Raw genomic sequence first — 18,674 nt, forward strand, 5'->3', positions numbered from 1 at the left:
CGGACACATGCGGCACCTGAAAGACCTCCACGTTCTCATCCTCGGCCTCGGCGCGTCCGGGCTGGCGATGGCGCGCTGGTGCGCGCGGCACGGCGCCGTCGTGACCGTGGCCGACACCCGCGAGGCGCCCGCCTCGCTGGCGACGCTGAAGGCGGAATGGCCCGAGGTTGCTTTCGTCGGCGGTCCGTTCACGGCCGCGCTGGTCGAAGGCACGCCGATCCGCGCGGTCTATCGCTCGCCGGGGCTGTCGCCCGCGACCATCGCGCCGGTGGCCGATGCCGCACGCGCCATGGGCCTGCCGGTCGGCGGCGAACTCGACCTGTTCGCGCGCGCGCTGCTGGACCTGCGGACGGTCGAGGTGCCGGTGGCGGAAGCCGAGCCCGAGCCCGAACCCGAAGCCGTGCCCGAAGCGCCCGTGGAAGCCGCCGAGTCGCAGCCTCAGGCAGAACTGCCGCTGGAAGAGCCGGCGCCCGCCGAGCCGGCAGAGGCCGTGGCGGAGCCTGTGCAGCAGCCCGAACCCGCGCCGGAGCCAGAGCCGGAGCCCGAGCCGATCGTTCCCGCGCAAGCCGAGGCCATGCCGCGCGATCCTTCGCTCAGCGTTGCCGTGCCGCAGCCTCCGGAAGCCGACGCACCTGCTGCCGCCCCTGAGGCAAGCGCAGAAACTGTCGAAACTGCTGCCGCCGAGCTTCCCGTCGCCATCCCGGCGCCGGCGCCCGCCACCGTTTCCCGCCTGCCCGCCACCGGCAAGCCTTACGTTCCCACGGCCGCCAAGGAAGCCGCGGAGTTCGTCGCCAAGATCGCCGAGCTTTCCGCCACCAACCCGGCCTCCGCCGCCGTCGAGGAAGAATCGCCGCAGCTCGAACTGGCCCCGCCGGTCGAGCCCGAGGCGCCCAAGGGCTACACGCCCGCGGTGCTCGCCATCACCGGCACCAACGGCAAGACCACCGTCACCTCGCTCACCGGCCAGCTGGTCGAGCGCGCGGGCAAGACCGTGGCCGTGGCCGGCAACATCGGCCCTACGCTGCTCGACACGCTCTGGGCCCACATCGACGCCGGCACGCTGCCCGACGTGTGGGTGCTCGAGCTCTCCAGCTTCCAGCTCGACGGCGTGCAGGACTTCGAGCCGACCGCCGCCACCGTGCTCAACCTCACGCAGGACCACCTCGACTGGCACGGCGACATGCCGGCCTACGCGGCGGCCAAGGCGCGCATCTTCGGCGCGCGCGGGCTGATGATCCTCAACCGCGACGACGCCGGCGTGATGGCGATGCTGCCCGCGCCCGTCAAGGTCAAGCTGCAGCGTCCGCAGATCCGCGCGCACGTCACCTTCGGCGCCGCGATGCCGCTGCGCCCGGGCGACTACGGCATCGAGCGCGTCAACGGCATGGCCTGGCTGGTGCGCGCGCTGGAAGCCGACGAAACCCAGAAGCGCAAGCGCGGCGCCGTGGTGGAAGAAGAAATCTTCCTGCAGCGCCTGATGCCCGCCGATGCGTTGCGCATCCGCGGCCGCCATAACGCCATGAACGCGCTGGCCGCCCTTGCGCTGGCGAGCGCCGCCGGCTGCCCGCTCGGCCCCATGCTCTACGGCCTGCGCGAATACCACGGCGAGCCGCACCGCGTGGAAGCCATCGCCATCGTCGACGAGGTCGAGTACTTCGACGACAGCAAGGGCACCAACGTCGGTGCCACCGTGGCCGCGCTGGCCGGCCTGGGCGAAGAGCGCCGCGTGGTCGTGATCCTCGGCGGCGAAGGCAAGGGGCAGGACTTCGAGCCGCTCGCCGCGCCCGTGCGCCAGTACGCGCGCGCCGTGGTGCTCATCGGCCGCGACGCACCCATCATCGAGGCCGCGCTGGCTTCCACCGGCGTCTCGCTGATGCACGCGGGCTCCATGGACGAAGCCGTGCAGGCCGCCGCCGCCCGCGCCAATCCGGGCGATGCAGTGCTGCTGTCACCGGCCTGTGCGAGCTTCGACATGTTCAGGGACTACGAGCACCGCGCCGATGTCTTCCGCGAGGCCGTGCAGGCCTGGGCGGACAGCCCGCGCGGACTGGGCGATTCTTCGACGACGGAGGAGCAGCTTTGAACTCTGCCGCATCGGGCGCCACGCCCAACGCACGCACCAGCCGCTTCGGCGGCTGGTTCAGGCGCGCCCGCAGCGGCATCGACGCGCTGCCGGTGCACCTGCCCGTGCGGCTGGGCGGCGCCGGTATCGCACAGACCAAGGCCACGCCCATGCGCGTGCTGGGCTTCGACCAGGCGCTGGTCTGGGTCACGGTCGCGCTGCTGACCTGGGGCCTGATCATGGTGTATTCGGCCTCCATCGCGCTGCCCGACAACCCGCGCTTCGCGCGCGCCGGCTACAGCGCTTCCTACTTCCTCACGCGGCACGCGGCCTCGGTGGTGTTCGCGTTCGTCGCCGCGCTGCTGACCTTCCAGATCCCGATGAAGACCTGGGAGCGCGCCGCGCCCTGGCTCTTCGTCGCGTCGCTGCTGCTGCTGGTGGCCGTGCTCATTCCGCATATCGGCATCAACGTGAACGGCGCGCGCCGCTGGCTGCCGATGGGCTTCATGCGCTTCCAGCCCTCGGAGCTGGCCAAGCTCGCGATGGTGCTCTACGCCGCCAGCTACATGGTGCGCAAGATGGAGATCAAGGAGCGCTTCTTCCGCGCCGTGCTGCCGATGGGCATCGCGGTGGTGGTGGTCGGCATGCTGGTGATGGCCGAGCCCGACATGGGCGCGTTCATGGTGATCGCGGTGATCGCCATGGGCATCCTGTTCCTGGGCGGCGTGAACGCGCGCATGTTCTTCGTGATTGCCGCGCTGGTGGTGGTGGCCTTCGGCACCATCGTCGCGACCAGCCCGTGGCGCCGCGAGCGCATCTTTGCGTACCTCGATCCGTGGAGCGAAGAGCATGCGCTGGGCAAGGGCTACCAGCTGTCGCACTCGCTGATCGCCATCGGGCGCGGCGAAATTTTCGGCGTGGGCCTGGGCGGCAGCGTCGAGAAGCTGCACTGGCTGCCCGAGGCGCACACCGACTTCCTGCTCGCCGTGATCGGCGAGGAGTTCGGCCTGATCGGCGTGCTGCTGATCATCGGCCTGTTCCTGTGGCTCACGCGCCGCATCATGCACATCGGCCGCCAGGCGATCGCGCTGGACCGCGTGTTCTCCGGCCTCGTGGCGCAGGGCGTGGGCGTGTGGCTCGGCTTCCAGGCGTTCATCAACATGGGCGTGAACCTGGGCGCGCTGCCGACCAAGGGCCTGACCCTGCCGCTGATGAGCTTCGGCGGCTCGGCCATCCTGATGAACCTCGTGGCGCTGGCCGTGGTGCTGCGCATCGACTACGAGAACCGCGTGCTGATGCGGGGAGGCCGCGTATGACGCGCACTGCCTTGGTCATGGCAGGCGGCACCGGCGGCCACATCTTCCCCGGACTCGCGGTGGCCGAGGCCCTGCGCGAGCGCGGCTGGCAGGTGCACTGGCTGGGCGCGCCCGGCAGCATGGAAGAAAAACTCGTGCCGCCGCGTGGCTTCGCCTTCGAGCCGGTGCAGTTCGGCGGCGTGCGCGGCAAGGGTCCGCTCACGCTGTTCCTGCTGCCGCTGAATCTGCTGCGCGCCTTCTGGCAGAGCCTGGGCGTGGTGCGCCGCGTGAAGCCCGACGTGCTGGTGGGCCTGGGCGGCTACATCACCTTCCCCGGCGGAATGATGGGCGTGCTGATGGGCAAGCCGCTGGTGCTGCACGAGCAGAACTCGGTCGCCGGCCTCGCCAACAAGGTGCTGGCGGGCGTGGCCGACCGCGTGTTCACCGCCTTCCCCAATGTGCTGAAGAAGGCGCAATGGGTGGGCAATCCGCTGCGCGAGGCATTCACCTCCAAGGCCGATCCGGCCACGCGTTTCGCGGGCCGCACCGGCCCGCTGAAGCTGCTGGTGGTGGGCGGCAGCCTGGGCGCGCGCGGCCTCAACACCGTGGTGCCCAAGGCGCTGGCCCGCATCGAGCCGGCCGTGCGCCCGCAGGTGCTGCACCAGAGCGGCGCCAAGCAGATCGACGAGCTGCGCGCCAACTACACGGCGGCCGGCGTCGAAGGCGAACTCACGCCCTTCATCGAAGACACGGCGCAGGCCTATGCGGACGCCGACATCATCGTCGCGCGCGCAGGTGCCAGCACCGTCACAGAAATCGCGGCCGTCGGCGCAGCAGCGCTGTTCGTGCCTTTCCCTTCGGCGGTCGACGACCACCAGACCACCAACGCGCGCTTCCTCGTGGACGCGGGCGGCGGCTGGCTGGTGCAGCAGGCCGACCTCACTCCTGAATTGCTGGCTGACTTGCTACAGAACACAGAGCGCACCGCGCTGATCGACAAGGCCGCGAAGGCCAAGACCATGCAGAAGACCGAAGCCGTCGAGGCGGTCGTCCGCGCTTGCGAGGAGCTTGCCAAATGAAGCACGCGATCCGTCACATCCATTTCGTCGGCATCGGCGGCTCGGGCATGAGCGGCATCGCCGAAGTGCTGCTGAACCTGGGCTACAAAATCACCGGCTCCGACCTGGCCGACAGCGCCACGCTGCGCCGGCTCGCGGGCCTGGGCATCGGCACCTTCGTGGGCCATGCGGCTGCGCACATCGACGGCGCGGACGCGGTCGTCACCTCCACCGCGGTGCAGCCGGACAACCCCGAAGTGCTGGCCGCGCGCGAGAAACGCATTCCGGTGGTGCCGCGCGCGCTGATGCTGGCCGAGCTGATGCGCCTGAAGCAGGGCATTGCCATTGCCGGCACGCACGGCAAGACCACCACCACCAGCCTGGTGGCGAGCGTGCTCGACGCCGCCGGCCTGGACCCGACCTTCGTGATCGGCGGACGCCTGAACAGCGCGGGCGCGAATGCGCAGCTCGGCAGCGGCGACTACATCGTGGTCGAGGCCGATGAATCGGACGCCTCGTTCCTGAACCTGCTTCCCGTGATGGCGGTGGTCACGAACATCGACGCCGACCACATGGAGACCTACGGGCACGACTTCGCGAAGCTCAAGAAGGCGTTCGTCGACTTCCTGCACCGCATGCCGTTCTATGGCGTGGCCATCTTGTGCACCGACGACCCCGCGGTGCGCGAGATCGTCGCCAGCGTGACCTGCCCGGTGACCAGCTACGGCTTCGGCGAAGACGCCCAGGTGCGCGCCATCGACGTGCGCGCCGTCGGCGGCCAGATGCATTTCACCGCGCAGCGCCGCAACGGCGTGACGCTGCCCGACCTGCCCATCGTGCTGAACCTGCCCGGCGAGCACAACGTGCGCAATGCGCTGTCGGTGATCGCGGTGGCGGTCGAGCTCGGCATTCCCGACGAGGCCGTGCAGCGCGGCCTGGCGAGCTTCAAGGGCGTGGGCCGCCGCTTCCAGAGCTACGGCGACGTGGCGGTGCAGGGCGGTGACGCCGCTGCTGCTGCCGGCACCTTCACCGTCATCGACGACTACGGCCATCACCCCGTGGAAATGGCGGCCACCATCGCGGCCGCGCGCGGCGCCTTCCCGGGGCGCCGGCTGGTGCTGGCCTTCCAGCCGCACCGCTACACCCGCACGCGCGACTGCTTCGAGGACTTCGTCAAGGTCATCGGCACGGCCGACGCGGTGCTGCTCGGCGAGGTCTATGCCGCCGGCGAGGCGCCCATCGTGGCCGCGGACGGCCGCACGCTGGCACGCGCGCTGCGCGTGGCGGGCAAGGTCGAGCCGGTGTTCGTCGACGACATCGCCGCCATGCCGCAAGCCATTCTCGACAACGCCCGCCCGGGCGACGTGGTGCTCTCGATGGGCGCCGGGTCCATCGGCGCGGTGCCGGCCAAGGTGGTCGAACTGGGCGCCACGCCCTCAACATCGCAGCGCGATTCGCGCCAAGGGAGGGCCGCATGAGCCTTCAGGATCCCAAACTCTTCGGCAAGGTCGCCGTGCTGTTCGGCGGCAGTTCCGCCGAACGCGAAATCTCGTTGATGTCGGGCACCGGCGTGCTCGAAGCCCTGCGCTCGCGCGGCGTGGACGCGCATGCCTTCGACCCCTCGCAGCGCGAGCTGGCCGATCTCAAGCGCGAAGGCTTCGCGCGCTGCTTCGTCGCGCTGCACGGCCGCCACGGCGAAGACGGCACGGTGCAGGGCGCGCTCGAGCTGCTTGGCATTCCCTACACCGGCTCTGGCGTGATGGCCTCCAGCGTGGCCATGGACAAGGTCATGACCAAGCGCATCTGGCAGGCCGACGGGCTGCCCACGCCCAAGTACGTGCGCCTGGCCTTCGACCAGCAAAGCCGCGAGCAGGTCATGGCCGTGCCTGACGTGCTCGGCCTGCCGCTGATCGTGAAGCCGCCGCGCGAGGGCTCGTCCATCGGCGTGACCAAGGTCGAGGGCTACTCGCAGATGCAGGACGCGATCACGCTCTCGGCCAAGTACGACGCCGACGTGCTGTGTGAAGAGTTCATCGAAGGCGAGGAAGTGACCTGCGCCGTGCTCGGCCACGGGCTCGATGCGCGTGCGCTGCCGGTGGTGCGCATCGCCGCGCCCGAAGGCGCCTACGACTACCAGAACAAGTACTTCACCGACGACGTGAAGTACCAGTGCCCGAGCGGCCTGCCCGAGGCGGAAGAGCACGAGATCCAGCGCATCACGCTGGCCGCCTACCGCACGCTCGGCTGCCGCGGCTGGGGCCGTGCCGACGTGATGATCCGCGCCAGCGACCGCAAGCCCTTCCTGCTCGAGATGAACACCTCGCCCGGCATGACCAGCCACTCGCTGGTGCCGATGTCGGCCCGCGCCGCGGGCATCGCCTACGAAGAACTCTGCGTGCGGGTGCTGGCCTCGGCCACGCTCGACGCCACGGGAGGCTCGTTATAGCCATGGCTGACAGCATCCCCGCGCCCTTCGACGTCAAGCTCATGAACATCGTCGCCAACCTTGCGTTCGCGGCGGTGGCGCTCATGCTGCTTGCGGCGGGCGCCTGGTGGGTGCTGCGCCAGCCGTTCTTCCCGATCGTCGGCATCAAGGTGGACGGCGAGGTCACGCACAACAACGCGGTCACGCTGCGCGCCAACGTGGCGCCGCAGCTCAAGGGCAACTTCTTCACCATCGACCTGCTGCGCGCGCGCGCGGCCTTCGAGTCGGTGCCGTGGGTGCGCAGCGCGGTGGTGCGGCGCGAGTTCCCGAACAAGCTGCGCGTGACGCTGACCGAGCAGGTGCCGGTGGCCATCTGGGGCGACGAAGCGGGCTCGAAGCTGATCAACGGCTTCGGCGACGTGTTCGAGGCCAATGTGGCCGAGGTGGACGACAACCTGCCGCGCCTGGACGGCCCGATCGAGCAGGCCGGCCAGGTGCTGGGCATGTACCGCGTGCTGCAGCCGCAGTTCAAGCCGTATGACTTCAGCATCGACGAGCTCACGCTGTCGAGCCGTGGCAGCTGGAAGGTCGTGCTGGACACCGGCGCCGAGATCGAGCTGGGCCGAGGCCAGGGCGAGGAAGTGTCGGCCCGCCTGCAGCGCTTCCTGAAGACCGTGACCCAGGTCGCGGGCCAGTACCACCGCACGGTGGCGGATGTCGAAGGCGCCGATCTGCGCCACAACGACGCGTATGCATTGCGGCTGCGCGGCGTCACCACGGTCTCGCCAGAGGCCCCAAGAAAAATCAAGTAGCGAATACCGAGGAATCGAGGACATATCAATGCCCAAAGAATACAAAGACCTGGTCGTAGGACTCGACATCGGCACCGCCAAAGTGATGGTGGTTGTGGCCGAGGTGCTGCCCGGCGGCGAGCTCAAGCTGGCCGGCCTCGGCATCGCGCCGAGCAACGGACTCAAGCGCGGCGTGGTGGTGAACATCGACGCCACGGTGCAGAGCATCCAGCAGGCGCTGAAAGAGGCCGAGCTGATGGCCGACTGCAAGATCAGCCGGGTCTACACCGGCATCACCGGCAGCCACATCCGCGGCATCAATTCGAGCGGCATGGTGGCGGTGAAGGACAAGGAAGTGACGCCCGCCGACGTGGCCCGCGTGGTGGAGACGGCGCGCGCCATCAACATCTCCAGCGACCAGCGCCTGCTGCTGGTGGAGCCGCAGGAGTTCGTGATCGACGGCCAGGACGTGAAGGAGCCGATCGGCATGAGCGGCATGCGGCTCGAGGCCAAGGTGCACATCGTGACCGGCGCGCAGAGCGCGGCCGAGAACATCATCAAGTGCGTGCGCCGCTGCGGCCTGGAGGTCGACCAGCTGATGCTGAACCCGCTGGCCTCCAGCCAGGCGGTGCTGACCGAGGACGAGCGCGAACTGGGCGTGGTGCTGGTCGACATCGGCGCGGGCACCACCGACGTGGCGATCTTCACCAACGGCGCGATCCGCCATACGGCCGTGATCCCGATCGCGGGCGACCTCATCACGAGCGACATCGCGATGGCGCTGCGCACGCCGACGAAGGACGCGGAAGACATCAAGGTCGAGAACGGCTTCGCCAAGCAACTGCTGGCCGACCCCGACACGCAGGTCGAAGTGCCGGGCCTCGGCGACCGCGGACCGCGCATGCTGAGCAAGCAGGCGCTGGCCGGCGTGATCGAGCCGCGCATCGAGGAAATCTTCTCGCTGGTGCAGCAGGTGGTGCGCGAGTCGGGCTATGAAGAAGTGCTGTCGTCGGGCGTGGTGCTCACGGGCGGCAGCGCGGTGATGCCCGGCATGGTCGAACTCGGCGAGGACATCTTCCTCAAGCCGGTGCGACGCGGCATTCCAAAGTATTCCAGCGCGTTGTCTGACATGGTCGCGCAGCCTCGCGCCGCTACAGTCATGGGCCTTCTCGAAGAGGCACGCTTCGCGCGCATGCGCGGCTTCAAGGTCGCGCAGAAGAACGGGTCGGTGAAAACCGCATTCGGGCGCTTCAAGGACTTCATAGTGGGGAATTTCTGACGATGATCAAGTCTCCACTCTGGCTCGCGCGCGGCAGCCCTCCATTGCACTTCAACGAGCGATGGCGACGAACAGGTCCACCGCCATGACGAGCGCATCGTTGTTCCAGTCGCGGCACAAGAAATATTCATAGACACATAACGGCAACTGCAAGATTCAAGGAGTTAGAAATGACCATCGAAATGATCGAAGTCGAAGAGTTCAATCAGGGCACGCAGATCAAGGTGATCGGCGTCGGCGGTGGCGGCGGCAATGCGGTCGCCCACATGATGGAGCGCGGCGTGCAGGGCGTTCAGTTCGTCTGCGCGAACACCGACGCCCAGGCACTGCAGCGCAGCAGCGCGCACAAGATCATCCAGCTCGGCACCAGCGGCCTGGGTGCCGGCAGCAAGCCCGAGAAGGGCCGTGACGCGGCCGAAGCGGCGGTGGACGACATCCGCGCGGCCATCGACGGCGCGCACATGCTGTTCATCACCGCCGGCATGGGCGGCGGCACCGGCACCGGAGCGGCTCCCGTGATCGCGCGCGTCGCCAAGGAAATGGGCATCCTGACCGTGGGCGTGGTGACCAAGCCCTTCGACTGGGAAGGCGGCCGCCGCATGACCAACGCCGACGCCGGCCTGGCCGAGCTCGAAGCCAACGTCGACTCGCTGATCGTGGTGCTCAACGAGAAGCTGCTCGACGTGCTGGGCGAAGACGTCACGCAGGACGAAGCCTTCGCGCAAGCCAACGACGTGCTGAAGAACGCCGTGGGCGGCATCTCGGAAATCATCAACGAGTACGGCGGCGTGAACGTCGACTTCGAAGACGTGCGCACCGTGATGGGCGAACCCGGCAAGGCCATGATGGGCACGGCCGCGGCCGCGGGCCCCGACCGCGCGCGCATCGCCGCCGAACAGGCCGTGGCCTGCCCGCTGCTCGAAGGCATCGACCTCTCGGGCGCCAAGGGCGTGCTGGTGCTGGTGACGGCATCGAAGGGCTCGCTGAAGCTGAACGAGTCGAAGCTGGCGATGAACACCATCCGCGCCTACGCTTCGCCGGACGCGCACGTGATCTACGGCGCCGCCTACGACGACAGCCTCGGCGACGAGATGCGCGTCACCGTGGTGGCCACCGGCCTGTCGCGCGCCGACGCACGCCGCCAGGCCCCGACGCTGGAAGTGATCCGCACCGGCACCGACAACATCGGCTTCACCGTGCCCACGCTGGGCGGCACCGGCCACGCGCACAGCAGCGGCAGCCAGCCGAACTACGACGGCATGGCCGTGCCCAGCGTGTGGCGCACCAACCGCACGATGGCCGCCGCCAAGGTGGACGCGCTGTCGTCGGGCGGCATGGACGACTTCGAGATTCCGGCCTTCCTGCGCCGCCAGGCCGACTGAACCTGGCTCGCCCCCAGGCTGCGCGCACTTCGTGTCGCTTCGCCAACCCCCTGCCGGGGGCGACACCTGCGGCCCGGCAAAGCCGGTTCCGCGGTGTCCCGCGAATCGACGGACCGCGTCCATTTCGCGCGCATCCGGCGGGATTGCATAGAACCCATGTCTATCGGTGCCATAGCCAGGGGCATAGGCCGCCACGCCCGTGGCGCGCCTAAAATCGCCGGCGTGCTGCAACAACGAACCCTCAAGTCGATCAGCCGCGCCGTGGGCGTGGGGCTCCACAGCGGCCAACGCGTGGAGCTGACCCTGCGACCGGCCCCGGCCGACACGGGCATCGTGTTCCGCCGCGTCGACCTGCCGGAGCCGGTCGACATCCGCATGACCGCCGAGTCGGTCACCGACACGCGCCTGGCGTCCACGGTCTCCACCGGCGGCGCCAAGGTGCAGACCGTCGAGCACATCATGTCGGCCTGCGCGGGCCTCGGCATCGACAACCTCTACATCGACATCACGGCCGACGAAGTGCCGATCCTCGACGGGTCGGCTTCTTCGTTCGTGTTCCTGCTGCAGAGCGCGGGCATCGCGCTGCAGAAGGCGCCGCGCCGCTTCATCCGCGTGACCCGCAAGGTCGAGGTGCGCGAGGGCGAGGGCGCCAACGAGAAGTGGGCGCGGCTGGAGCCGTACCACGGCTTCAAGCTGAGCTTCGAGATCGACTTCGACCACCGCGTCGTCAATTCCACCGGCCAGCGCGTGGAGTTCGACCTGGGCACCGACTCCTACAGCCGCGACATCGCGCGCGCGCGCACCTTCGGCTTCACGAAAGAGGTCGAGTACATGCGCAGCAAGGGCCTCGCGCTCGGCGGTGGCCTGGACAACGCGATCGTGATGGACGACACCAAGGTGCTCAATGCAGGCGGCCTGCGCTACGACGACGAGTTCGTGAAGCACAAGATCCTCGACGCCATGGGCGATCTGTACATCATCGGCAAGCCGCTGCTGGCCGCTTACACCGCGTTCCGCTCGGGCCATGCGCTGAACAACAAGCTGCTGCGCGAGCTGCTCTCGCACAGCGACGCCTACGAAGTCGTGACCTTCGAAGACGAGAAGCGCGCACCGCGCGGCTTCGGCGAAGTCGCCCGCGCCTGGTAGAGCCGGCGCAGGCCACGTTCACACATGCTTCTTTTCCGCTGGGCCATCCTGCTGCTTCTGCTGGTGGCGGGCGTGTCCTTTGCGTTCTATGCGGGCACCGGGCAGGTCAAGTACCGGCGCTTCGGCTGGATCGTGCTGAAGTGGACGCTGTTGGCGGCGTTCGGCTTCTTCGCGGTGCTGATCGCCGAGCGCGTGGCCTAGCCGACGCCCCAGGCCCCTTGGCACTCAGGCGGCCAACGCCTGCAGCGCCTGCACCTGCCGCGCCAGCAGCGGCCCCTTGCGATGCGCCGGCACCAGCAGCATGACCGTATCTCCCAGCGCCTTCGGCCGTCCCCACGGCGCATGCAGCCTGCCTTGGGCGAGCAGCGGCGCGACGAGCTGTTCACGGCCCATCAGCACGCCTTCGCCGTCGACCGCGGCCTGCAGCGCGAGGCTGTAGAGCGAGAAGTCCGGCCCCGCGGCCAGCGCATCGGCCTCGGCTGCCGTGGTGCCTGCGCGCGTGGCTTGCAGCCAGCGCCGCCAGTCGTCTTGCCACACGGTGTCGTGCAGGCCGCCACAGCGGGCCAGCAGTTCCGCCAGGTCGTCGAGCGATCGGGGCCGGCCGCTGGGCAACGGCTGCTGCAGGCGTGGACTGCAGACCGGAAGCAGCCGGTCTCGCGCCAGAGGAATGGCTTGCGCGCCGACTGCCGTCTCGATGTGCTCACCGGCCCGCGCATAGAACAACCCCAGGTCGAAGGGCTCGCGGCGAAAGTTCGGCGGCTGCTCGAGCGCAGTCACCGACACCTGCACGCCGGGCAGCGCGGCCTTCAATCGCGAGAGCCGGGGCGACAGCCACAGCTGCGCCACGGCAGGCAGGGCCGCCACCTGCAGCGTGCTGCGGCGCGCGGCGGTCTGGGTCTCGTGGCGCAGCGCCTGCACCGCGAGGCCGAGCTGGTCGACGGCGGCGCTGAGGGCAGGCAGGGCGCGCCGCCCGTGCGCGCTCAGGCGTATGCCCTGGCTGTGCCGTTCGAACAGCGCGCCGCCGGCCCAGCTCTCCAGTGCCTTGATCTGCTGCGCGACGGCGGCCGGGGTGACGAACAGCTCTTCCGCCGCCCGCGCGAAGCTGCCGTGGCGCGCGGCCGCTTCGAAGGCACGCACGGCGGTGTGCGGAGGCAGGCGGGGGCGGGGCGGTGCGAGCGGCATCGAGAACGAGGAAGATCAGGCCAAGTTTTTCTAAGGCTGGGGCACAGATTATCCGGTTTGCCCGCTGCCGTGCGGCGCGCGACGATGCGGCCACACACCACTTCCAGCGAGATACGCCGCATGCCTGCCGCCCTGCAACGCCGCCCCTGGGTTCCCGCCGCCAGCGAAGACCACGTGCTCTCCATCGCCGCCGATGCCGCTGCGCGCGACGCGGCCGGCGTCGCCGCCGAGATCGAGCGGCTGGTGGCCGACAACCACCGCATCCACGATGTCGACGGCCTGAACCTCAACCCCGCCACCAACGTCATGAACCCGGCGGCCGAGGCGCTGCTGTCGCGCGGGCTCGGCTCGCGCCCGTCGCTCGGCTATCCCGGCGACAAGTACGAGATGGGGCTGGAAGCCATCGAGCGCATCGAGGTGGTCGCCGCCGAGCTGGCGGCCGAGGTGTTCGGCGCCAAGTTCGCCGAGGTGCGCGTGGGCTCCGGCGCGCTGTCGAATCTCTATGTGTTCATGGCTACCTGCCAGCCCGGCGACACGATCATCGCGCCACCCGCCACCATCGGCGGCCACGTCACGCACCATGCGGCGGGCGCGGCCGGCCTCTACGGCCTGAAGACCGTGCCGGCGCCCGTCGATGCCGACGGCTACACCGTCGACGTGGCCGCGCTGGCCCGGCTGGCGCGCGAGGTGAAACCGAAGCTCATCACCATCGGCGGCAGCCTCAATCTCTTTCCTCACCCCGTGCCCGCCATTCGCGAGATTGCCGACAGCGTGGGCGCGAAGCTGCTGTTCGACGCCGCGCACCTGTCGGGCATGGTGGCCGGCAAGGCATGGCCGCAGCCGCTCGAAGAAGGCGCGCATGCCATCACCATGAGCACCTACAAGAGCCTGGGCGGCCCGGCGGGCGGGCTGATCGTGTCGAACGACGCGGCGCTGATGGAGCGCATCGACGCCATCGCCTATCCCGGCCTCACGGCCAATTCGGACGCGGGCCGAACCGCCGCGCTGGCCCGCGGGCTGCTCGACTGGAAGGTGCACGGCAAGGCCTATGCGGCTGCGATGCGCGAGACCGCGCAGGCACTGGCGCGCGCGCTCGATGCCCAGGGGCTGCCGGTGTTTGCCAAGGCGCGCGGCTTCACGCAGTCGCACCAGCTGGCGGTCGAGGCCGCGCGCTGGGGCGGCGGGCAGCGAGCCGCGAAGCTGCTCGCGCAAGGCGGCCTGCTGGCCTGCGGCATCGGGCTGCCTGTTGCGCCGGTCGATGGCGACATCAACGGCCTGCGGCTCGGCGTGCCGGAGATCGTGCGCCTCGGCTTCACGGCCGAGGACATGCCGCAGCTGGCGTCGTGGATCGCGCGCGCCCTGCAAGGCGACGCCGCCTCGGTGGCGGCCGAAGTGCGCGAGCGCCGCAAGCGCCTGGGCGAGTTGCGTTACATCGTGCGCTGAGTCAGCGCGAGCGGCCCTGCCGGTAGGTGCCGGCATGCGTCTTCGAAAGCTCGGCCGCCTGCGCGAGCCGCGCCATCGAACGCCCCACCTGCGCATGCGTGATGGCGATGCCCAGCGCATCGGCCGCGTCGGCGCCGGGCAGGCCCGGCAGGTCGAGCAGGCGCTTCACCATCTCCTGCACCTGCGCCTTGGCGGCCTGACCGTGCCCGGCCACGGCCTTCTTCATCTGCAGCGCCGTGTATTCGGCCACCGAGAGGTTGCTGTTGACCAGCGAGGTCACGCACGCGCCGCGCGCCTGCCCCAGCAGCAGCGTCGACTGCGGGTTGACGTTGACGAAGATGATTTCCACCGCCGACGCATCGGGCTGGTAGCGCGCCGTGATTTCCGCGATGCCGTCGAACAGCACCTTGAGCCGTGCCGGCAGGTTGCCGGTGCCCAGGTGCCGCGTGCTGATGGTGCCGCTGGCCACGTAGCGCAGCGCATGGCCGTCCGCGTCGACCACGCCGAAGCCGGTGGTCTGCAAGCCGGGGTCGATGCCGAGAATTCGCATGAACAGGAAGGAGGCCTTTGCTGCCTCAGGCGTTGAAGTACCAGCGGATCGAGTGGAAGAAGATCGGCGCCGCGAAGCACAGCGCGTCGACGCGGTCGAGCAGCCCGTTGGCCCCGGTCACGCCCACGCCCTTCTTGCCCCAGTTGGGAATGCCGCGGTCGCGCTTGAGCGCCTTCATCACCAGGTGCCCCATCGACCCGGCGATGCATGCGATGACCGACACCGCGAGCGCCTGGGCGAACTTGAACGGCGTGATGAAGGAGAACAGCGCGCCCACCAGGCTGGCCACCACGATGCCGACGCCCCAGCTGGTCCAGTTGAAGCTGCGGCTCACGTTGGGCGCGAAGGGCGCACGCTGGGTGCGGCGTGAGATGAGGTGCTGCACCAGCACCGAGGTCTGCACCACGAACACCAGGAAGAACACGAGGAAGGCGCTCTTGCCTTCGTAGCCGGGGAAGCTCAGCAGCAGCAGCGCCGGCACGTGGCTCATGCCGTAGACGCAGACCATGATGCCCCACTGCAGCTTGGCGTTGCGTTCGAGGAACTGGCTCGGGTCGTTGGCCAGCGCGCTCGCCACCGGGATGGCGAGGAACACGTAGACCGGGATGAAGACGGTGAAAAGGTCGAAGCGCGCGGTGGCTACGAGCCAGAACTGGATCGGCAGCACGACGAAGAAGGCGAGGATGAGGCTGCGGTGGTCGCCGCGCCGCGTGGGCGAGAGGGTGATGAACTCGCGCAGCGAGAAGAAGGCGATCAGCGCGAAGAGCACGGTGGCCACCGTCTCGCCCAGCGCCCAGCCGATCCAGAAGATCACGGCCATGAACCAGGTGGTGCCGAGCAGTCCGCGGAAGTGGGCCAGCTCGGCCTGCCAGGCGGCGTCGTGCACGGGGTTGCGGCGTTCCCTGAAGGTGAGGAAGAACGCGGTGGCGCTCACGATCGCGAGCACGCCGAAGACGATGAGGAAGAGGGCGGCGACCTGCTGGGTCGGGGTCAGGTTGCGCAGGAACTGGTTCATTTTTTACTGCGCTTCGGGTTTGTTCAGGGCGTGTGTGAAGGCCACCGGGTAGCTCCCTCCGCGAATGTCCCCCGGCCTGCGGCCTCCTCCTTTATTTCGCTGCGGGAGCCACCCGGCGCCCTTCACACAATAGGCGCGGCTGTTGTGCAGGCCGATCGAGAAGTGCTTCATGTCAGACATCGCGCAAAGCGATCACCGCGGCGCGTGCACGGTCGAGGAAGGGACGGCGCTCCTCGCCTTCCTCGACGCGGATCGGCGCGCCGAAGGTGACGGAGCAAAGAATGGGCACGGGCACGATCTCGCCCTTGGGCATGACGCGCTGCACGTTGTCGATCCAGGCCGGCACCAGCACCACCTCGGGGAACATGGTGGCGAGCGCGTAGAGGCCCGACTTGAACTTCTGCGGCTCGCCGGTGTGGCCGCGCGTGCCCTCGGGGAAGATGATGATCGAGTCGCCGCTGCGCAGGGCTTCGATGAGCGGGGCCAGCGGATCGGCTGCGGGCGCGGCCGCAGCGGCCTCGGGTTCCGGGGCAGCAGGGGGAGGCGCCGGAGGAGGCGGTGGCGGGGCCGGGAGATCGAGTTGGCCCTGGGCCTCGCGCAAGACCTCCGCCGAGGCATCGGCGAAAGGCAGGGACATCGGCAGCAGCGGCTCCATCGAAGGCTCGATGCGCTCGGCCGGCGGTGCCGGTTCGGCGGCCACTGGCGGCGGTACTTCCACGGATGCTGCGGGGGCGGGCGCAGTCGTCGCCGCGCGCTCCACATACACCGCGTTGAACACCTCGGTCGTGATCCAGCGCTTGACCGGGGTGTTGGCCCAGTAGTCGCGCGCCGCGATCGGCCGGGTGATGCTGCGCAGCTCCTCCGGCAGCGCGGCCCAGATCATCACGAGGTCGGCGTGGCTCTGGTGGTTGGCGAAATAGATGCGCTGCTCGGCCTTCGGCGGACAGCCGTACCAGCGCGCCTGCGCGCCAGTGAGCAACCGGACGATTCCCAACAACAACCAACCCGTGAGCTTTGCCAGCATAGGGCGCGATGATACGGGCCATGCGATGGCGTTTCGATCCTCTTTCTCTGGCGTGGGCGGTGGCCCTGTTCTTCGTTCTCGTGCTGCTGGCCACCGTCGGCGCGCGCTGGGGCTGGGTGCGCAGTTTCTTCGGCGACGTGCTGGCCGTGGTGTGGGTGTACTTCGTCTTCAAGACGGCCATCGGCGCGCGCGTGCTGCCGCTGGCGCTGGCCGCGCTGGCGGTGGGCTGCGCGGTGGAGCTGGGGCAGTACCTTGCGTCGGCATTGCAGCTGCGCATTCCGAACCGGGCCCTGCGCATCGTGCTCGGCAGCACGGCCGACTGGTGGGACGTGGCGGCCTACGTGCTCGGTTTCTTCGGCGTGCTCGGCATCGAGCGGCTGCGCGGCGGTTTCAGGGCAGCGCGGCCGCGGGCATCCGCGCCATGACCGTCGAGGCCCGGCCGCTCAGGTAAGGCGAGCCGGGACGGCGCTCGAAGAACTTGGGGCTCGGCAGCATCACGGCCAGGCGCGCGGCCTCGTTGGCGCTCAGGCGCGAAGCCGGCTTGCGGAAGTAGTACTGCGAAGCGGCCTCCGCGCCGAACACGCCTTCGCCCCATTCGACGTTGTTGAGGTAGATCTCCAGGATGCGCTGCTTGTCGAGCACCAGTTCCAGCAGCGTGGCGAGCACCAGCTCCTGGCCCTTGCGCAGCATGGTGCGCTCGCCGGACAACAGCAGGTTCTTCGCGAGTTGCTGCGTGATGGTCGAGCCGCCGCGCAGCCGCACGGGCTGCATCGGTTTGCCGCGCGCCACCGCACGGGCGGAGCGCTTGGCCGCCAGCTCTTCGGCCTTGGCGTTGCGCTGGCGCGCGCGTTCGATGGCTTCCCACTCCACGCCGTTATGGTCGACGAAGCCCGCGTCCTCGCTCGCGATGACGGCGCGCTTGAGGTTGTCGCTGATCTGCGCATACGGCACCCACTCCTGACGCCAGCCGCCGCCGCTGCCCTTGTGAATGGCGATCTGGAAGGCCTCGGAGCGCTGGAACGCCGTGCTCTCGGGGTTGACCACGGCCATGGCCGCGATGCGCGCGACGAAGAACAGCTCGAGTGCCACGCCCGCCACCACGAGGCAGGCGATCAGGCGCAGCACGGCTTTCATGCTTTCGAGGAGGCGAGCGAGCTTCGGAGTTCGGCCAGCACCTGGGCCGAGGGCGGACGCACGCCGCGCCAGATCTCGAACGCCTCCGCCGCCTGTTCGACCAGCATGCCCAGCCCGTCGCGCGCGACCGCGCCGTGCGCCTCGGCCCAGGCCATGAAGCCGGCGGCGGCGGGTCCGTACATCATGTCGACCGCGAGGCCGCCGGGGCGCAGCACGCCGGCGCTCACCGGCACCGCATCGCCCGCGAGGCTGGAGGCCGTGGCGTTGACCACCACGTCGAAGGTGCCCGGCACCTTGTCGAGCGCCCAGGCTTCGAGCGAGGCGCCGTGGCGCAGCGCAACCGCCGCATGGCGGCGCACCAGTTCGATGGCCTTGTCGACGGTGCGGTTGGCCACCACGACGCGCGACGCGCCCGCGTCGAGCAGCGGGCCCAGCACGCCGGCCGACGCACCGCCCGCGCCGATCAGCAGCAGCGCCTTGCCCTGCAGCGGCACGCCCGCGTTGCGCACGATGTCGTTGACCAGGCCGATGCCGTCGGTGTTGTCGGCATGGATGCTGCCGTCGGCCTCGAAGCGCAGCGTGTTCACCGCCTGCGCGAGCGTGGCGCGTTCGCTGGTGTGCTGCGCCAGCGCGGCGGCTTCGAACTTGAAGGGCACGGTGATGTTGCAGCCGCACGCGGTGTCGCCGCGTTTTGCCGCCTCGGCGCGAAAGGCCGCGATGCCCTCGGCAAAGGCGCCGATGGGAACGAGCCTGCGGCCGTAGTCCATCCGCTGGCCGCAGAGTTCGGCGAAGCGGGCGTGGATGTGCGGCGAGCGGCTGTGCTCGACGGGGTTGCCTATGACGCAGTACAGGTCCATGGTGTGGGGCGGCGCGGCCGTCTCGGGTCTC

18 protein-coding genes are annotated in these 18,674 nt (G+C 69.4%); 12 read left to right on the plus strand and 6 right to left on the minus strand.

Going from position 1 to position 18,674, the window contains the following annotated elements; translation table 11 throughout:
* Positions 1-7 precede the first annotated feature (7 nt).
* From murD to QRN67_RS19770, 10 genes are all read left to right on the plus strand, one after another.
* Complete coding sequence (murD, locus tag QRN67_RS19725) at positions 8-2,083, plus strand: UDP-N-acetylmuramoyl-L-alanine--D-glutamate ligase (protein WP_285413210.1); 2,076 nt, start codon at positions 8-10, stop codon at positions 2,081-2,083.
* The gene (gene ftsW / locus QRN67_RS19730) at positions 2,080-3,378 is read left to right on the plus strand and encodes a putative lipid II flippase FtsW (RefSeq protein ID WP_081270178.1); all 1,299 of its coding nucleotides are present in this window, start codon (positions 2,080-2,082) and stop codon (positions 3,376-3,378) included. Before murD ends, ftsW begins: the two co-directional genes overlap by 4 nt.
* Positions 3,375-4,436, plus strand: a complete 1,062-nt coding sequence (murG, locus tag QRN67_RS19735; protein WP_081270179.1) for an undecaprenyldiphospho-muramoylpentapeptide beta-N-acetylglucosaminyltransferase — start codon at positions 3,375-3,377, stop codon at positions 4,434-4,436. Before ftsW ends, murG begins: the two co-directional genes overlap by 4 nt.
* Positions 4,433-5,893 carry a UDP-N-acetylmuramate--L-alanine ligase gene (gene murC, locus QRN67_RS19740; RefSeq protein ID WP_285413211.1) on the plus strand — a complete coding sequence of 487 codons (1,461 nt, stop codon included), beginning with the start codon at positions 4,433-4,435 and terminating at the stop codon, positions 5,891-5,893. Before murG ends, murC begins: the two co-directional genes overlap by 4 nt.
* A complete protein-coding gene (locus QRN67_RS19745; protein WP_081270181.1) occupies positions 5,890-6,861 on the plus strand; it encodes a D-alanine--D-alanine ligase in 972 nt (323 codons plus the stop codon). Before murC ends, QRN67_RS19745 begins: the two co-directional genes overlap by 4 nt.
* A 2-nt stretch (positions 6,862-6,863) precedes the next feature.
* On the plus strand, positions 6,864-7,652 hold the full coding sequence (locus tag QRN67_RS19750) for a cell division protein FtsQ/DivIB (protein WP_081270182.1): 789 nt from the start codon (positions 6,864-6,866) through the stop codon (positions 7,650-7,652).
* Positions 7,653-7,680: 28 nt separating this feature from the next.
* Complete coding sequence (ftsA, locus tag QRN67_RS19755; protein WP_081270183.1) at positions 7,681-8,910, plus strand: cell division protein FtsA; 1,230 nt, start codon at positions 7,681-7,683, stop codon at positions 8,908-8,910.
* A gap of 170 nt (positions 8,911-9,080) precedes the next feature.
* Positions 9,081-10,292, plus strand: a complete 1,212-nt coding sequence (ftsZ, locus tag QRN67_RS19760; RefSeq protein WP_081270184.1) for a cell division protein FtsZ — start codon at positions 9,081-9,083, stop codon at positions 10,290-10,292.
* 222 nt (positions 10,293-10,514) lie between these two features.
* Positions 10,515-11,438 (plus strand): UDP-3-O-acyl-N-acetylglucosamine deacetylase, encoded by a 924-nt coding sequence (gene lpxC, locus QRN67_RS19765; RefSeq protein ID WP_172839925.1) that lies wholly within the window; start codon positions 10,515-10,517, stop codon positions 11,436-11,438.
* 24 nt (positions 11,439-11,462) lie between these two features.
* Positions 11,463-11,639, plus strand: a complete 177-nt coding sequence (locus tag QRN67_RS19770; protein WP_172839926.1) for a hypothetical protein — start codon at positions 11,463-11,465, stop codon at positions 11,637-11,639.
* A 24-nt stretch (positions 11,640-11,663) separates the two neighbouring features.
* Here QRN67_RS19770 and QRN67_RS19775 read toward each other — a convergent pair whose 3' ends face one another.
* Positions 11,664-12,575 (minus strand): LysR family transcriptional regulator, encoded by a 912-nt coding sequence (locus QRN67_RS19775; protein WP_285413212.1) that lies wholly within the window; start codon positions 12,573-12,575, stop codon positions 11,664-11,666.
* 165 nt (positions 12,576-12,740) lie between these two features.
* Between QRN67_RS19775 and QRN67_RS19780 the strand changes: the two genes are divergently transcribed.
* Positions 12,741-14,063 carry an alpha-methylserine aldolase gene (locus QRN67_RS19780; protein ID WP_285413213.1) on the plus strand — a complete coding sequence of 441 codons (1,323 nt, stop codon included), beginning with the start codon at positions 12,741-12,743 and terminating at the stop codon, positions 14,061-14,063.
* 1 nt (position 14,064) lies between these two features.
* Here the strand turns inward: QRN67_RS19780 and ruvC are convergent, their stop codons facing one another.
* The 3 genes from ruvC to QRN67_RS19795 all read right to left on the minus strand — a co-directional run bounded on the left by ruvC (position 14,065) and on the right by QRN67_RS19795 (position 16,652).
* Positions 14,065-14,613, minus strand: coding sequence for a crossover junction endodeoxyribonuclease RuvC (ruvC, locus tag QRN67_RS19785; RefSeq protein WP_081270188.1), 549 nt, complete (start codon positions 14,611-14,613; stop codon positions 14,065-14,067).
* A 25-nt stretch (positions 14,614-14,638) separates the two neighbouring features.
* Positions 14,639-15,628, minus strand: a complete 990-nt coding sequence (locus QRN67_RS19790) for a phosphatidate cytidylyltransferase (protein ID WP_285413214.1) — start codon at positions 15,626-15,628, stop codon at positions 14,639-14,641.
* 172 nt (positions 15,629-15,800) lie between these two features.
* Positions 15,801-16,652 carry a lysophospholipid acyltransferase family protein gene (locus QRN67_RS19795; RefSeq protein ID WP_285413215.1) on the minus strand — a complete coding sequence of 284 codons (852 nt, stop codon included), beginning with the start codon at positions 16,650-16,652 and terminating at the stop codon, positions 15,801-15,803.
* Positions 16,653-16,660: 8 nt separating this feature from the next.
* Here QRN67_RS19795 and QRN67_RS19800 point away from each other — a divergent pair, with 8 nt between their 5' ends.
* The gene (locus tag QRN67_RS19800; protein ID WP_285413216.1) at positions 16,661-17,077 is read left to right on the plus strand and encodes a ribosomal maturation YjgA family protein; all 417 of its coding nucleotides are present in this window, start codon (positions 16,661-16,663) and stop codon (positions 17,075-17,077) included.
* Here QRN67_RS19800 and mtgA read toward each other — a convergent pair.
* Together mtgA and aroE are read right to left on the minus strand one after the other, a co-directional pair.
* A complete protein-coding gene (mtgA, locus tag QRN67_RS19805) occupies positions 17,043-17,786 on the minus strand; it encodes a monofunctional biosynthetic peptidoglycan transglycosylase (protein ID WP_106935698.1) in 744 nt (247 codons plus the stop codon). The genes QRN67_RS19800 and mtgA overlap by 35 nt on opposite strands.
* Positions 17,783-18,643: a shikimate dehydrogenase gene (gene aroE / locus QRN67_RS19810; protein WP_285413217.1), complete on the minus strand. Its 861-nt coding sequence runs from the start codon at positions 18,641-18,643 to the stop codon at positions 17,783-17,785. The genes mtgA and aroE overlap by 4 nt, the downstream gene beginning before the upstream one ends.
* Between the last annotated feature and the right edge of the window lie 31 nt (positions 18,644-18,674).

Source organism: Variovorax sp. efr-133-TYG-130 (genome assembly GCF_030208835.1).
In the GTDB taxonomy this organism is placed as follows: domain Bacteria; phylum Pseudomonadota; class Gammaproteobacteria; order Burkholderiales; family Burkholderiaceae_C; genus Variovorax.

Excerpts from the sequence above, each read along its gene's own strand:
- murD (WP_285413210.1), top strand. The coding sequence starts at position 8 with ATGCGGCACCTGAAAGACCTCCACGTTCTCATCCTCGGCCTCGGCGCG.
- murG (WP_081270179.1), top strand. The coding sequence starts at position 3,375 with ATGACGCGCACTGCCTTGGTCATGGCAGGCGGCACCGGCGGCCACATC.
- murC (WP_285413211.1), top strand. The coding sequence starts at position 4,433 with ATGAAGCACGCGATCCGTCACATCCATTTCGTCGGCATCGGCGGCTCG.
- QRN67_RS19745 (WP_081270181.1), top strand. The coding sequence starts at position 5,890 with ATGAGCCTTCAGGATCCCAAACTCTTCGGCAAGGTCGCCGTGCTGTTC.
- QRN67_RS19750 (WP_081270182.1), top strand. The coding sequence starts at position 6,864 with ATGGCTGACAGCATCCCCGCGCCCTTCGACGTCAAGCTCATGAACATC.
- ftsA (WP_081270183.1), top strand. The coding sequence starts at position 7,681 with ATGCCCAAAGAATACAAAGACCTGGTCGTAGGACTCGACATCGGCACC.
- ftsZ (WP_081270184.1), top strand. The coding sequence starts at position 9,081 with ATGACCATCGAAATGATCGAAGTCGAAGAGTTCAATCAGGGCACGCAG.
- QRN67_RS19770 (WP_172839926.1), top strand. The coding sequence starts at position 11,463 with ATGCTTCTTTTCCGCTGGGCCATCCTGCTGCTTCTGCTGGTGGCGGGC.
- QRN67_RS19780 (WP_285413213.1), top strand. The coding sequence starts at position 12,741 with ATGCCTGCCGCCCTGCAACGCCGCCCCTGGGTTCCCGCCGCCAGCGAA.
- ruvC (WP_081270188.1), bottom strand. The coding sequence starts at position 14,613 with ATGCGAATTCTCGGCATCGACCCCGGCTTGCAGACCACCGGCTTCGGC.
- QRN67_RS19790 (WP_285413214.1), bottom strand. The coding sequence starts at position 15,628 with ATGAACCAGTTCCTGCGCAACCTGACCCCGACCCAGCAGGTCGCCGCC.
- QRN67_RS19795 (WP_285413215.1), bottom strand. The coding sequence starts at position 16,652 with ATGCTGGCAAAGCTCACGGGTTGGTTGTTGTTGGGAATCGTCCGGTTG.
- QRN67_RS19800 (WP_285413216.1), top strand. The coding sequence starts at position 16,661 with ATGATACGGGCCATGCGATGGCGTTTCGATCCTCTTTCTCTGGCGTGG.
- mtgA (WP_106935698.1), bottom strand. The coding sequence starts at position 17,786 with ATGAAAGCCGTGCTGCGCCTGATCGCCTGCCTCGTGGTGGCGGGCGTG.
- aroE (WP_285413217.1), bottom strand. The coding sequence starts at position 18,643 with ATGGACCTGTACTGCGTCATAGGCAACCCCGTCGAGCACAGCCGCTCG.